Raw genomic sequence first — 12,900 nt, forward strand, 5'->3', positions numbered from 1 at the left:
AAACGTAGGAGCGAGCGCAGCTCGCGATGCGCCGCGCGGGCGGCGCTCGATATCCCAGGCGCTAAAAATCCAACGCCGAACCCTCACAAATCATCACTCGATGAACTTCAGGTCCGAAGGCGCGTCCTGCGCCATAGTCTGCACGGTTTCCCCCAACTTGCCAGTCAAGAGATCACGGCGCATGACCACGATCTGGTTGCTCTTCTGGTTGGCCACCAGAAGGAATTTGCCGCTAGGGTCCAGGGCAAATTCGCGGGGATGGTCGCCTTCCACGGAGCGGCGCTGCACGAACGTCAACTGGCCGTCATTCTTGCCAACAGCAAACACCAGGATTTCATTCGCCGTACCACGGTTGCTCACGTACAGGAAGCGGCCGTCTGCCGACAGGTGCAGGCCTCCCGCCGCCTTGGCTGCTGCATCCTGCAGCTCGGTCAGCGGCAGACGTTGACGCTCAAGCAAAGCAGCATCCTCGACATCGAACATCACCACTTCGCCACTCATTTCCAGCGTCAGGTAGGCATGCTGGCCCTTGGCGTCGAACAGCAGGTGACGGGGCCCACTGCCTGGCGGCAAGGCCACCGAGGCCGGGATTGCCGGGCTCAATGGTTTGTCCACACTGGCGCCGTCATAGCGGTAGATGAATACCTTGTCCGCGCCCAGGTCGCAGGCATACACATGCTGGCCGTTGGGCGACAGCACCAGTGCGTGCACATGGGCACCGGCCTGGCGTTCGGGGTTGACGCCACTCGCCTTGTGCCGAGCCTGTTGCACCACGGCTTTGAGCTTGCCGTCCCTGGCCACCGGGATGACCACCAGGCTGCCGCCAGGGTCAGGCTTTACCGCGTAGTTGGCCACGAACAGATAACGCTGGTCACGACTGAGGCTGGCGTGAGTCGGTTCGTCACCGTGGGTGACCACCTGGTTGAGCGGCTTGAGCTCGCCCTTGGTGCTGACGCTGAAACTGCTGGCATGGCCACCCGGGGTTTCATTGACCACGAACAGCTGGCGCTGGTCGGCCGACAGCACAAGCCATGAAGGGTTGACGCTCTTGACCACTTGTTGCGGAGTGGGGTCGATGCGGCCAGCCTTGTCGTCGAACTGATAGCGGTAGATACCCTGGCTCGCGCCATCGGTGTAGCTGCCCACCAGCAACGTCGAGGCGTGGGCGTGGATAGTCAGGCTCATCAGGCTAGCGGTCAGCAGGTTCGTCCAGGTCCGGTTCATCTTGGTCATCATCCGGGGCGCGAAAGGCACTCATACAGACTAGTCGATGCGCGCCGTTGGCATCGTCGAGTTGCCACTCGTCTCCGGTGGCGATGGCGGCAGCGACTTGCTCGGGGGTGAACGACCAGCGACGCAATTGGCGGCCGTCCATGCATTCGACAGTGAGGCCGGTTTCATCGGCGGTGAAGTCGAAGGCGTGCAGGCCGTCGATCAGAAGCATATCGCAGGACTGCAGGGCGGTAGCGAGGGGGGACATAGGGGTACCAATCTGAAATGAGTCGGCAGTATAACCTTGGGGCCGCAACGCGGCCCCCCCTGCAATCAATGGGCAAAGATCGACCCACCCTCCTTGCCCACCATCTTCTCGGGCTTGATCAGGAACCGCGCCAATGCCGGTAGCAGCCACAGCGCACCAAACATGTTCCAAAGCAGCATGAAGGTCAGCATCAGGCCCATGTCCGCCTGGAACTTGATCGCCGAGAAAATCCAGGTGCATACCCCAATGGCCAGGCACAGCCCGGTGAACAGCACCGCCTTGCCGGTCGAGCGCAGGGTCTGGTAATACGCCTCCTGCAATGGCAACCCCGCACGCAGGAAGCTTTCCAGGCGGCTGTAGATATAGATGCCATAGTCCACGCCAATGCCCACACCCAGCGCCACCACCGGCAAGGTCGCCACTTTCACCCCGATGCCCATGTAGGCCATCAGCGCGTTGCCCAGCACCGAGGTCAGCACCAGGGGCAGCACGATGCACAGTGTGGCGGCGAACGAGCGGAAGGTGATCAGGCACATCACGGCCACGCAGATGTACACCAGGATCAGGATGGTCAGCTCGGCCGACTTGATCACCTCGTTGGTCGCGGCCTCGATGCCAGCGTTGCCCGCCGCCAGCAGGAACTGCAGGCCTTCCTTGTCATGGCTGTCGGCAAACGCCTTGGCCACGGCGGTGACGCGCTCCAGCGTTTCAGCCTTGTGGTCATTGAGGAACACCAGCACGGGTGCCAATGAGCAGTCGCCGTTGTAAAGGCCGTCAGCCCGGGCGATGGAATTGTTGAGGATGTCCGGGTTACGCGACAGGGTTTCCCATTTCAGGCTGCCCTCGTTCATGCCCTTGATCACCTGTTTGGAAACGGTGACCAGGGAAATCGCCGACTGCACGCCAGGGGTGTTTTCCATGGTCCACATCAGCTCGTCGATCGGCGCCATGGTCGAGTGGACCGAGCACATCTCCGACGGCGTCTTGACCATGATCACCAGCACATCGGAACTGGTCGAGTAGTTGCTGATGATGAAGTTGTTGTCCTGGTTGTAGCGCGAGTCGGGGCGCAGCTCCGGTGCCCCTTGGTCGAGGTCGCCGATCTTCAGGTTCTGGCTGTACCACAGGCCACCGGCGAAGGCGAGCAGCGCCAGCACCACCGACACCGGCGCCACCTTGGCACTGGCGAAGTTCGACAACAGGCGCCAGAACGGGTGCTCGCGGGTCGCGTCTTTCTTGCTGCGCTCGATGGCCTTCTTGCTGATGCCGACATAGGAGATGGCCACCGGCAACAGGATCAGGTTGGTGAACACAATCACCGCCACGCCGATGGAGGCGCCGATGGCCAGTTCGCGAATCACCCCGATGTCGATGATCAGCAGGGTAATGAAGCCCACTGCGTCGGCAAGGATGGCGATCATGCCCGGCAGGAACAACTGACGGAATGTGCGCCGGGCAGCGGTAAGGGCGTTGTCGGCGTCACTCGACTGCAGGGCGATGCCGTTGATCTTCTGCACCCCGTGGGAAATGCCGATGGCGAAGATCAGGAACGGCACCAGCATCGAGTACGGGTCCAGGCCAAAGCCCACCGCATGCATCAGCCCCAGCTGCCAGACCACCGCCACCAGTGTGGTAATGAGCACGGCGACAGTGCTGCGGATGCACCAGGTGAACCAGTACAACAACACCAAGGTGATCACCAGGGCGACGCCGAAGAACATCGCCACCATCACCAGGCCATCGATCAGGTCACCGACCTTCTTGGCAAAGCCGACGATGTGGATTTTTACATTGGGGTTCTGTGCCTGGAACTTGTCGCGGATCTTCTCTTCCAGCAGGTGAGAGAACTGCTGGTAGTCCAGCTTCACCTGTTTGCCCGGGTCCTGCGGGTCGGGGTAGCTCTCCAGCAGCGGCACGTCGATGATGCTGGACTTGAAGTTGTTGCCTACCAGGCGCCCCACCTGGCCTGACTTGAGCACGTTGTCGCGCAGGGTATCGAGGCTGTCCTGCGACCCGTTGTAGGTGTTGGGGATTACCTCACCACCGGAAAAACCCTCTTCGGTGACCTCGCTCCAGCGCACGCTGGGGCTCCACAGTGACTTCAACCCGGCCCGATCGACACCGGGGATGTAGAACACCTCATCATGGATCTGACGCAGGGTCTCCATGTAGTCCTTGTCGAAGATGTCACCGTTCACCGCCTCCACCGAAATGCGCACGGTGTTGCCAAGGTTGGCCAGGTCGTTGCGGTGCTCCATCATCTGCTCGATGAACGGGTGCTGCAGCGGGATCATCTTCTCGAAGCTGGTCGACGGGCGAATCTGCGTGGCCTGCCAGAACAGGAAAATACTGACCAGCACACACAGGGCGATGACCACTGGGCGGTTGTTGAAGATCAGGCGTTCCAGCAGCGTGGCCTTGTCCTGGTGATGCGAGTGCATGGCAATGCTCTCCCTGCTGGTCATGGACGCACCTCCCGGGCAGCCTGATCAGCCCCTTCGGCGCTGGCCAGATGCACACCACCCTGCCCCACCAGCAGCAGGCCGCCATTGGCCAAGCCACTGACGCCGGCCAGGGCCAGGCGGTCGGCGCGGTTGTACACGCTGAAGGTCTGGCCGTCGTCCGTGCTGCGCAGCACGCTGCCACCATTGCCGACCAGCACCAGGGTGCCATCATCGACAAGCGTAGCGCCTGCCAGGCCGAACTCCAGCGTACCGCGCGCGGCCTTGAGTTCGATCGGCTGCCAGCTGTCACCGAAGTCGCTGGAGCGGAACAGGTTGCCGCGAAGGCCGTAGGCCAGCAGGGTCTGCGGCCTGGCGGTGCCGATCACGCCGAACAGCGAGCCCTCGTAAGGGCCCTGGACCTTGACCCAGGTCTGGCCCCTGTCGGCGGAGCGGTACATACCACCCTGCTCACCCACGATGAACAGGCCGGCATCGCGCACTTGGGCGATACCGTTCAGGTGCAGCTGGTCCGGGTTGTCCAGCCGCTCGGCCACGTCCTGCCAGTGCTGCCCGCCATCAGTGGTTTCCAGCAAGGCGCCATAGGCCCCCACGGCAAAGCCGTGCCGGGCATCGAGGAAGGTGACATCGAGCAAGGGCGCTTCACGGGCGAGGTCTTCGAACTGCTTGCTCCAGGTAGCGCCGCCGTCGCTGCTGGTGAGGATCTGTGCGTCATGGCCGACAGCCCAGCCACGCTTGTCGTCGAGGAAAAACACGGCAGTGAGCAATTGCCGGGTGGGTACCCGGGCCTGGGTCCAGGTGCTGCCCTGGTCGTCGGAGAACAGAATGTGGCCGCGATCACCAACCACCACCAGGCGCTTGCCGGCATGGGTGGTGTCGATCAACAGGCTTTCACTGGCCTTGGCCGACTCGGTGGAGTATTCATCGGCTGCCGCGGCCTGGGCACTGTCGGCCCACATCCCCAATGCCAGTGCCAGCATCGCGCTGGCTGCCCATGGCCAGGCGCCACGCCTGGCTGGCATACGTAACTGTTCCCTCATGACTGCCCCCTTGTTGTGTTCTTTTTGGTGGGTCAATGCATTGCAGGCCTTGCGAATGCCTGATCTAGAGGCCTGCAATAGCTTGAGGGGATCGTAGCGGGGATGTTTGCGGGAGTACAACGGGCGGGGTGTTATGTTTTGTTGTCGGCCGGGGAAAGCCGGGGCCGCTGGGCGGCCCTTCGCGGGTGAACCCGCTCCTGCAAGGGTTGCATCCCCCTGTAGGAGCGGGTTCACCCGCGAAGGGCTGCACAGCAGCCCCAATTCACCAGACTTACGCCAGGCTCTTGCTCACCACTTCATACACATCACTGGACAGCTCGCCAGACGCCAGAATCCGCTCCAGTTCGCCCTTCATGAGGGCCTGACGCGCATCGTCATACTTGCGCCAGCGGGTCAGCGGCGCCAGTTGCCGCGACGCAATCTGCGGATTCAGTGCATTCAGCTCGATCACCAGGTCCGCCAGGAAGCGATAGCCTGAGCCATCGGCAGCATGGAAGTTGACCAGGTTCTGCCCGGCAAAGGCACCGATCAGCGCACGCACCTTGTTCGGGTTCTTCAGGGTGAAGGCCGGGTGCTGCATCAATGCCTTGACCCGCGCCAGCCCGCCCGGCAGCGTGCTGGCCGCCTGCACGCTGAACCATTGGTCCATGACCAACGGGTTGTCCTTGAAGTGCTCGGCAAACGCCTCCAGCGCTTTCGCGCGCTCGGCCTCGAACGGCGAGTTGACCAGTACCGCCAGCGCGGTAAGGCGCTCGGTCATGTTGTCGCAGTGCTCAAACTGCTCCAGGGTCGCCTCCAGCACCTGTTGCTTGCCACTCTGCATCAGGTACGACAGGGCGATGTTCTGCAGGCTGCGGCGGGCAAAGTGCTCGGCCTCGGCCACATAGGCAGTGCTGCGCGACACCTCACGGTTGGCCTGGTAACGCGCCCACAGGGCGTCGAACAGGTGTTCGGCGATCTGCTGGCGTGCGAACTCGCGGGCGGCGTGGATGGCGTCGACGTCGGCCACCTGGCTGATCTCGGTAAGGTACGCCTCACCTGGCAGCGAGAGCATTTCGGCCACCATGGCCGGGTCCAGCGATTCGTTGCCCAGCACAGTGCCCAGGGCGGTGATCAGGCGCTGGTCGAGCTTCAGGGCTTCGCCGCGTTGATGCTGGCCGATCAGTTCCTGCAGTACCTGCACCGACAGCTGCTGGCCCGCTTCCCAGCGGTTGAAGCCGTCGCTGTCGTGCTGCATCAGGAACATCAACTGGTCGCGGTCATACGGGAAGCTCAGCTTCACCGGGGCGCTGAAACCACGCAGCAGCGATGGCAGCGGCTTGGCCTGGATGCCCTGGAAAGTGAAGGTTTGCTCGGCCTCGGTCACCGACAGCACGCGGCTGGTCCCTTGAGCGGCGTCCTCGCCAGCCAGCTGCAGCGGCAGGTCATTGCCGGCGGCATCCAGCAGGCCCAGCTCCACCGGGATCACGAACGGCAGTTTCGCGGCCTTGTCCGGGGTCTGCGGGCAGCTCTGGCGGAACGTCAGGCTGTAGGTCTGCGCGGCGGCGTCATACGCCTCACTGACTTCCAGACGCGGGGTGCCAGCCTGGCTGTACCAGCGCTTGAACTGGGTGAAGTCGACGCCGTTGGCGTCCTCCATGGCCTTGATGAAGTCGTCGGTGGTTACCGCCTGGCCGTCATGACGTTCAAAGTACAGGTCGCTGCCTTTACGGAAGCCTTCGGTACCCAGCAGGGTACGGACCATGCGCACCACTTCGGCGCCCTTCTCGTAGACGGTCAGGGTGTAGAAGTTGGAGATTTCGATGAAGCTGTCCGGGCGCACCGGGTGGGCCATGGGGCCGGCGTCTTCAGCGAACTGGTGGGTGCGCAGGTAGGCCACGTCTTCGATGCGCTTGACCGTGCGCGAGTTCATGTCGGCACTGAACTCGGCATCGCGGAATACCGTGAAGCCTTCCTTCAGCGACAGCTGGAACCAGTCACGGCAGGTGACGCGGTTGCCCGACCAGTTGTGGAAGTACTCGTGGGCGACCACGCCTTCGACGCGCTGGTGCGCAGCATCGGTGGCGGTTTCGGCACGGGCCAGCACACAGCTGGAGTTGAAGATGTTCAGGCCCTTGTTTTCCATGGCGCCCATGTTGAAGTCGTTGACCGCAACAATCATGAAGATGTCCAGGTCGTACTCGCGGCCATAGACTTCTTCGTCCCAGCGCATGGACTTTTTCAGGCTGACCATCGCGTGGTCGCACTTGTCGATGTTCTCGGGCTCGACGTAGATGCGCAGGGTCACATCACGGCCGGACTGACGGGTGAAGCTGTCTTCAACGCACCACAGGTCACCGGCCACCAGGGCGAACAGGTAGGCCGGCTTCATGAACGGGTCTTCCCAGGTCGCCCAGTGGCGGCCGTCTTCGGCCGGCCCGCTGCCGATCGGGTTGCCGTTCGACAGCAATACCGGGTAGCGATGCTGCTCGGCGATGACCGTGGTGGTGAAGGTGCTCATCACATCCGGGCGGTCGAGGTAGTAGGTGATCTTGCGGAAGCCCTCGGCCTCGCACTGGGTGCAGAACATCTTGCCCGACTTGTACAGCCCTTCCAGGGCGGTGTTGCTTTCCGGGTGGATTTTCACGCTGGTGTCCAGGGTGAAGCGCTCGGCCTTGGGCTGCACGGTCAGGCTGTCGGCATCGAGCTGGTAGTCGCCTGGCTGCAGCTCCTGGTCATCCAGCGAGGCGCGCAGCAGTTCCAGCTGCTGGCCATCGAGTTCCAGTGGCGGCAGGCCGGCACCGCGTGCCGGGTTGCGGCGCATGACCAGTTGCGCGTGAACCAGTGTGTGGTCCTCGAACAGCTCGAAGGTCAGGTGCGTCTCGTCGATCAGGTACTCCGGCGCCTGGTAATCCTTGAGGTAGATCACTTGCGGTTGTTCGGTACGCATGTGCAGGTCCTTTTTACTGGAGCACGGCCAACTGGTAGGCCGTGTACTTGCGAATATTGATCACACCGGTGTCGAAGATCAGGTACTGGCCCTTGATGCCCAGCAGCGTGCCCTCGGCCACCGGGTCCTTGTCGAGGTTGAAGCTGACAATCTTCTTGGGGTATGCCTCGACCGGGTAGTTCATCTGCACCACTTCGGCGTCCGGCAGCGGCTGGATAGCCTGCAGGCCGAAACGCCCCTGCAACTCGCGCAGGCCGTCGGCGCAGGCTTCGAAGACCTGCTCCCGGATGGCCGGCAGGTCGAGCACCTCGGCATCGCCCTTGAGCAGCGCACGCCAGTTGGTACGGTCCGGCACCTGGCTGCGCAGCACGTCTTCGACCAGGCCCGATTGCTGCCGGGTGGCCACGCGCATGATCGGCAACGCCTGGCTGGCACCCTGGTCGAGCCAGCGGGTGGGCAGCTGGGTGGCACGGGTAATGCCGACCTTGATCCCCGACGAATTGGCCAGGTACACGATGTGGTCGGTCATGCAGAACTGTTCCCCCCACGACGGCTCCCGGCAGGTGCCGGCGTCGTAGTGGCATTTTTCCGGGGCCATGATGCACACATCGCACTGGGCCAGCTTGGTCATGCACGGGTAGCAGTAACCCTGGCTGAAGCTGGTCTTGGTGCGCTTGCCGCAATGGCTGCAATGAATGGCGCCGAGGTATTCCAGGCGCAGGCGCTGGCCGATCATCGGGTTGACCGGCACCTGCATGTCATCCAGGCGGAAGCTGTACTGCACCACCGGTGCCTGCAGGCTGACGCCCATTTTGCTCAACGAGCCACGAGCGAGTTCGATCAATGTACCGAGTCCGACTTGAACAGAATGTTGGCGATGGGCGCGGACTTCGACGCGCATTCCTGTGGGCCCATGTAGCCGGTGCGCTGGTCCTCGGGCAGGTTCTTCATCTCCCAGGCGATGACCGCCTGCAGCGACAGTTCTTTCTGCTCGGCCGTGAGCTTGCGGCCATCCGACCATTTGCCGATTTCCACCGCCAGTTTCAGGCTCTGGTAGATTTCCGGGGTGATGTTTTCAATCATTTGCGCGAAAGTGGACATAGTGTCTCCTGATTCAAGCCGACAGTTTACGCCGGGCCAGCGCCCCACCCAAGAGCCCGGTCAGGCATCCGATGAGCAGCCCGCCGACGTGGGCGGCATTGGCGATCTGGCCAAGGCCGAGGGTGCCGACCACGCCGGTCAGGCACACCACCAGCCAGATCAGCATCATCACCAGCACGCCCTTGGGCAGGTTGAAGTAACGGTCGGGCGCCAGCCACTGGTACAGCCAGATATGCCCGAGCAGGCCGTACAGCACGCCGGACAGGCCGCCAAACAGGCTCGGCCCGCTGGTGTAGTGCTGGGCCAGGTTGGAGACCAGGCTGAACAGCAGGGTCAGGCCCAGCAACGCCCACGGGCCCTGGCGCAGTTCGATGCGTTTGCCCAGTTCCCAGTACCACAGGCTGTTCATGGCCAGGTGCAGCACGCCGAAGTGCAGCAGCATGGGCGACACCAGTCGCCACCACTGGCCTTGGTCGAGGGTTTGCGCCAGCGAGGTGAAGTACAGGTAGTCGCCCTGGACACGGAAGTCGAGGAAGGTGAACCAGCTGATGGTGGTGAAGTTGTCACCAAGCCCCGTAAGGCCGGCGACGATGAAGCACAGCAGCAAAGTGAGGGTGGTGATTTTGCAGGCCTTGGCCTGGGCCGCCAGGGAAGGCTGTGTGGGGGCATTCGCGGGTGAACCCGCCCCTACAAGGTCGGCGCTGGCCGGCAGGTCGGCGTTGCCGTCCGGGTAGCGCTGGTAGAGCTGCAGCACATCTTCGGCCAGGGTGTCGGGAGCCCAGAGGACCTGGGCATCGCCCTCCTCGCTTACCCGGTGCGGCACCTGCAGGCGCTGCAACAGGTGGACGAAGCCGCTGAGGTCGACCGACAGCGGCAGGCGCATCACTTCGATAATGTTCATTGGTTGGCCTGTGGGCGGTCGACGTCGACCCAGACGAACTTGTGTGGGTCGATACGGGTTTCATCATCCAGCCGGTAGGCGACCAGCTTGCCGTAGAGCACGGCGCTGTAGTCCAGGCAGGCCAGGTTGGCGCGGATCGGTGCCGGGCGGCCGCTGCGCCAGTAATGCCCGACGAACAGCATCGGCTGGTCTTCGTCATAACGCAACAAGGCGTTCTTCTGGCTGTGGCTGAGCGGGGTGCTGGCCACGTCTTCGGGCAAGGCATCGGGCTGGAACACGATGTCACCGTAGGTTTTCGGGTCTTCTTCCCAGAACTTGGTGCGGAAGAACGCGCGGGTCAGGCCGTCGCCGCCGGTCAGCGTCAGCCCGTCCGGCAGGCGCATGTCGGTACCGCGCAACAGGCGGTTGCACACGGTGTCGGCAAAACTGCCACTCACGGCCGAGGCCTGGATGAAGTGTTCATCGATGCGTCCGTCGGGGTATTGCTGGCGCAGCGGCTCGATCAGCCGCGGGTCCCAGCAGGCGTGCACCAGACGGAAACGGCCGGCGTCAACGAACAGCGGCAGCTGGTAGAACCAGTTGACGAAATCGTGCCAGTCGCCAGGGTGCTGGGCAAACTGGGTCAGGGTTTCGTCAATCAGCCGGGCATGCCGCGGCGTGTGTTCGCGTACATAGGCCTTGCCGCTGCCTGGCAGCGCCGGGGTGACCCAGCCCAGGGCGTTGTATTCGTGGTTGCCCATGATGCAGAACGCCTGGCCGGCTTCGACCATGTCGTGGACGATGTACAGTGCCTCACGAATGCGTGGCCCGCGGTCGACGATATCGCCAAGGAACAGCACCTGACGTCGCGGGTGGCGCCACACGCCGGCCACGCGCTTGTATCCGAGGGCGTCGAGCAGGCGTTCAAGGGTCAGCGCACAGCCGTGCACGTCGCCGATGATGTCAAAACTTCGCGCCGGATCGAGCATCAGTCGTCACTGCTCCCCAGGCGGCTGCCCCAACCCAGCTTGGTGCGGCAGACCTCGTAGTAATTGTGGTCCAGCGGGTGGATCAAACGCAGTTTCTGCGGCTTCTTGCTGACCGTGATGGTGTCGCCGGGGGCACAGGTGAAGTGGTTCTGGCCGTCACAGGACACCTGTGGGTAGATCTGCAGGTCCTTGGACACCACGATCTTCAGCTCGCTGTTGCCGTCGACCACGATCGGCCGGCCCGACAAGGTGTGCGGGTACATCGGCACGATGACGATGGCATCGAGCTTGGGGTGCATGATCGGGCCACCGGCCGACAGCGCATAGGCAGTGGAGCCGGTGGGGGTGGCGACGATCAGGCCATCGGCCTTCTGGCTGCAGACGAACTGGCCATCGATGTAGATCTCGAACTCGATCATGCGCGTGGACTTGCCCGGGTGCAGCACCACGTCGTTCAGCGCATCGCCCTGGCCGATGGCCTCGTGGTGGCGGCGCACCTCGGCCTGCAGCAGGAAGCGGTTTTCCACCAGGTAGTGGCCGTCGAGCACTTCGGCGACCTTCTGTTCCAGCTCGTCGGGGCGGATGTCGGTGAGAAAACCCAGGTTGCCACGGTTGATACCCAGCACCGGAATGTTGTGCCGGGCCAGCGCGCGGGCTGCGCCCAGCAGGCTGCCGTCGCCGCCGACCACGATGACCAGGTCGCAGACCTCGCCCAGCAGCTTGCGGGTGGATGTTTGCAAACCATGGCCGGGCAGCACTTCGGCAATGGTGTCCTCGAGGATCACGTGCAGGTGGCGATCGAGGAGGAATTTTTTAAGTCGGCGAATGGTGTCGAGCACCTGCGAGCTGCCAAGGCGACCGATGATACCGATATTGCGAAATTGCTCCATGGGGCTCCTGCGAGGCTCTGCGGCGGGTGACGATGCGCCGATTATGGGCGAAACCACCGGGCAGCGGCAAACCGGCTATGCTCGCAGGATGACGCCATTCGCCCAGCTCCACGACCTGCCCCGACAATTGCAGCACTCCACCGTGCGTGACCTGGCATGGGCCCTGTTGTCGCCGCCCCTGCTCAGCGCCCCGCCCTGCCCCCAGCGACACCCGCTGGCGGGCAGCCTGTGGGCGCAGCAGCCGCAACGCCTTGAACAGTGGTTGCGGGCCCTGGATGCCGATGACCGACCGTTGCGCGAGTGGCTGGCGCAATTGGGCAGCCGGCGCCTGGGACATTACTACGAACGCCTGTGGCAATTTGCCCTGAGCCAGGCGCCAGGCATCGAACTGCTGGCCGCCAACCTGGCGATTCGCGACGGCGGGCGCACCTTGGGCGAGCTCGACGTGGTGCTGCGCGACCGCGACGGCGTGCACCACCTGGAACTGGCGATCAAGCTGTACCTAGGCCCGGAAGACGCCGGGCACGACCCGCATGCCTGGCTGGGGCCTGGTTGCCATGATCGGCTGGGGACCAAGCTTGCACACCTGGCGGGGCACCAGTTGCCCATGTCCAAGGGGGCGCAGAGCCGCGAGATGCTGGCCAAGCTGGGGATTCAGCAGGTACAGGCACATGTGTGGCTGGGCGGCTATCTTTTCTACCCGTGGCCGGGCCATGCCAAGCCACCCACCGGCGCCAACCCGCAGCATTTGCACGGGCGCTGGGTGCGACGGCAGGACTGGGTGCTGGCTGAAGGTGAACGGTGGCAGCCGCTGCAACGGCATGCCTGGCTGGCACCTGCGCGGTTCGAGGCAGGCGAATGCTGGCTGGCGGAGCAGTTTGCAGCCTGGTTGCATATGCTGGAGCAGCAGGCACCGGCGCAGTTGCTGGTGCGACTGGAGCAGGAGCCCGATGGCGCCTGGCAGGAGGTGGAGCGGGTGTTTCTGGTGGCTGATGACTGGCCGTATCTGCCCGGTAACTGATGTCGCCTGGTCCGGCCCCTTCGCGGGCACGCCCGCTCCCACAGGCACTGCACAGTCTTTGAAGCCTGTGCAGTGCCTGGACTGCCCCCCAAGGGGTGGATTGGTGTC

At 63.5% G+C, this 12,900-nt stretch carries 11 protein-coding genes; 1 reads left to right on the forward strand and 10 read right to left on the reverse strand.

What is annotated here, in order from left to right:
• Window positions 1–93: 93 nt before the first annotated feature.
• From QCL51_RS17355 to QCL51_RS17400, 10 genes are all read right to left on the reverse strand, one after another.
• The gene (locus QCL51_RS17355; RefSeq protein WP_223271112.1) at window positions 94–1,224 is read right to left on the reverse strand and encodes a lactonase family protein; all 1,131 of its coding nucleotides are present in this window, start codon (window positions 1,222–1,224) and stop codon (window positions 94–96) included.
• Window positions 1,190–1,480 (reverse strand): DUF5629 family protein, encoded by a 291-nt coding sequence (locus tag QCL51_RS17360; protein ID WP_021784063.1) that lies wholly within the window; start codon window positions 1,478–1,480, stop codon window positions 1,190–1,192. The genes QCL51_RS17355 and QCL51_RS17360 overlap by 35 nt, the downstream gene beginning before the upstream one ends.
• A gap of 65 nt (window positions 1,481–1,545) precedes the next feature.
• On the reverse strand, window positions 1,546–3,945 hold the full coding sequence (locus QCL51_RS17365) for an RND family transporter (protein ID WP_021784064.1): 2,400 nt from the start codon (window positions 3,943–3,945) through the stop codon (window positions 1,546–1,548).
• Window positions 3,942–4,982, reverse strand: coding sequence for a YCF48-related protein (locus QCL51_RS17370; protein ID WP_053870476.1), 1,041 nt, complete (start codon window positions 4,980–4,982; stop codon window positions 3,942–3,944). Before QCL51_RS17370 ends, QCL51_RS17365 begins: the two co-directional genes overlap by 4 nt.
• Before the next feature lie 271 nt (window positions 4,983–5,253).
• Window positions 5,254–7,911: an aminopeptidase N gene (pepN, locus tag QCL51_RS17375; RefSeq protein ID WP_021784066.1), complete on the reverse strand. Its 2,658-nt coding sequence runs from the start codon at window positions 7,909–7,911 to the stop codon at window positions 5,254–5,256.
• A 13-nt stretch (window positions 7,912–7,924) separates the two neighbouring features.
• Window positions 7,925–8,755 carry a DUF2797 domain-containing protein gene (locus QCL51_RS17380; protein WP_103443914.1) on the reverse strand — a complete coding sequence of 277 codons (831 nt, stop codon included), beginning with the start codon at window positions 8,753–8,755 and terminating at the stop codon, window positions 7,925–7,927.
• A complete protein-coding gene (locus QCL51_RS17385; RefSeq protein ID WP_003247224.1) occupies window positions 8,752–9,012 on the reverse strand; it encodes a DUF1315 family protein in 261 nt (86 codons plus the stop codon). Before QCL51_RS17385 ends, QCL51_RS17380 begins: the two co-directional genes overlap by 4 nt.
• Window positions 9,013–9,025: 13 nt before the next feature.
• Window positions 9,026–9,913: a rhomboid family intramembrane serine protease gene (locus QCL51_RS17390; RefSeq protein ID WP_021784068.1), complete on the reverse strand. Its 888-nt coding sequence runs from the start codon at window positions 9,911–9,913 to the stop codon at window positions 9,026–9,028.
• Complete coding sequence (locus tag QCL51_RS17395; protein WP_021784069.1) at window positions 9,910–10,881, reverse strand: metallophosphoesterase; 972 nt, start codon at window positions 10,879–10,881, stop codon at window positions 9,910–9,912. The genes QCL51_RS17390 and QCL51_RS17395 overlap by 4 nt, the downstream gene beginning before the upstream one ends.
• Entirely contained in the window at window positions 10,881–11,771 is an 891-nt protein-coding gene (locus QCL51_RS17400) for an NAD(+) kinase (protein ID WP_003247220.1), read from the reverse strand. The genes QCL51_RS17395 and QCL51_RS17400 overlap by 1 nt, the downstream gene beginning before the upstream one ends.
• Between QCL51_RS17400 and QCL51_RS17405 the strand changes: the two genes are divergently transcribed.
• Window positions 11,770–12,792, forward strand: a complete 1,023-nt coding sequence (locus tag QCL51_RS17405; RefSeq protein ID WP_323600567.1) for a DUF1853 family protein — start codon at window positions 11,770–11,772, stop codon at window positions 12,790–12,792. The genes QCL51_RS17400 and QCL51_RS17405 overlap by 2 nt on opposite strands.
• The last annotated feature ends 108 nt before the right edge of the window (window positions 12,793–12,900 follow it).

This window comes from Pseudomonas sp. LTR0 (genome assembly GCF_036630035.1).
Taxonomy (GTDB): Bacteria; Pseudomonadota; Gammaproteobacteria; order Pseudomonadales; family Pseudomonadaceae; genus Aquipseudomonas; species Aquipseudomonas putida_Y.

Bases quoted from the DNA above. Each gene is read 5' to 3' on its own strand.
- pepN (WP_021784066.1), bottom strand. From the start codon at position 7,911: ATGCGTACCGAACAACCGCAAGTGATCTACCTCAAGGATTACCAGGCG.
- QCL51_RS17390 (WP_021784068.1), bottom strand. From the start codon at position 9,913: ATGAACATTATCGAAGTGATGCGCCTGCCGCTGTCGGTCGACCTCAGC.
- QCL51_RS17400 (WP_003247220.1), bottom strand. From the start codon at position 11,771: ATGGAGCAATTTCGCAATATCGGTATCATCGGTCGCCTTGGCAGCTCG.
- QCL51_RS17370 (WP_053870476.1), bottom strand. From the start codon at position 4,982: ATGAGGGAACAGTTACGTATGCCAGCCAGGCGTGGCGCCTGGCCATGG.
- QCL51_RS17355 (WP_223271112.1), bottom strand. From the start codon at position 1,224: ATGAACCGGACCTGGACGAACCTGCTGACCGCTAGCCTGATGAGCCTG.
- QCL51_RS17365 (WP_021784064.1), bottom strand. From the start codon at position 3,945: ATGACCAGCAGGGAGAGCATTGCCATGCACTCGCATCACCAGGACAAG.
- QCL51_RS17385 (WP_003247224.1), bottom strand. From the start codon at position 9,012: ATGTCCACTTTCGCGCAAATGATTGAAAACATCACCCCGGAAATCTAC.
- QCL51_RS17395 (WP_021784069.1), bottom strand. From the start codon at position 10,881: ATGCTCGATCCGGCGCGAAGTTTTGACATCATCGGCGACGTGCACGGC.
- QCL51_RS17360 (WP_021784063.1), bottom strand. From the start codon at position 1,480: ATGTCCCCCCTCGCTACCGCCCTGCAGTCCTGCGATATGCTTCTGATC.
- QCL51_RS17405 (WP_323600567.1), top strand. From the start codon at position 11,770: ATGGGGCTCCTGCGAGGCTCTGCGGCGGGTGACGATGCGCCGATTATG.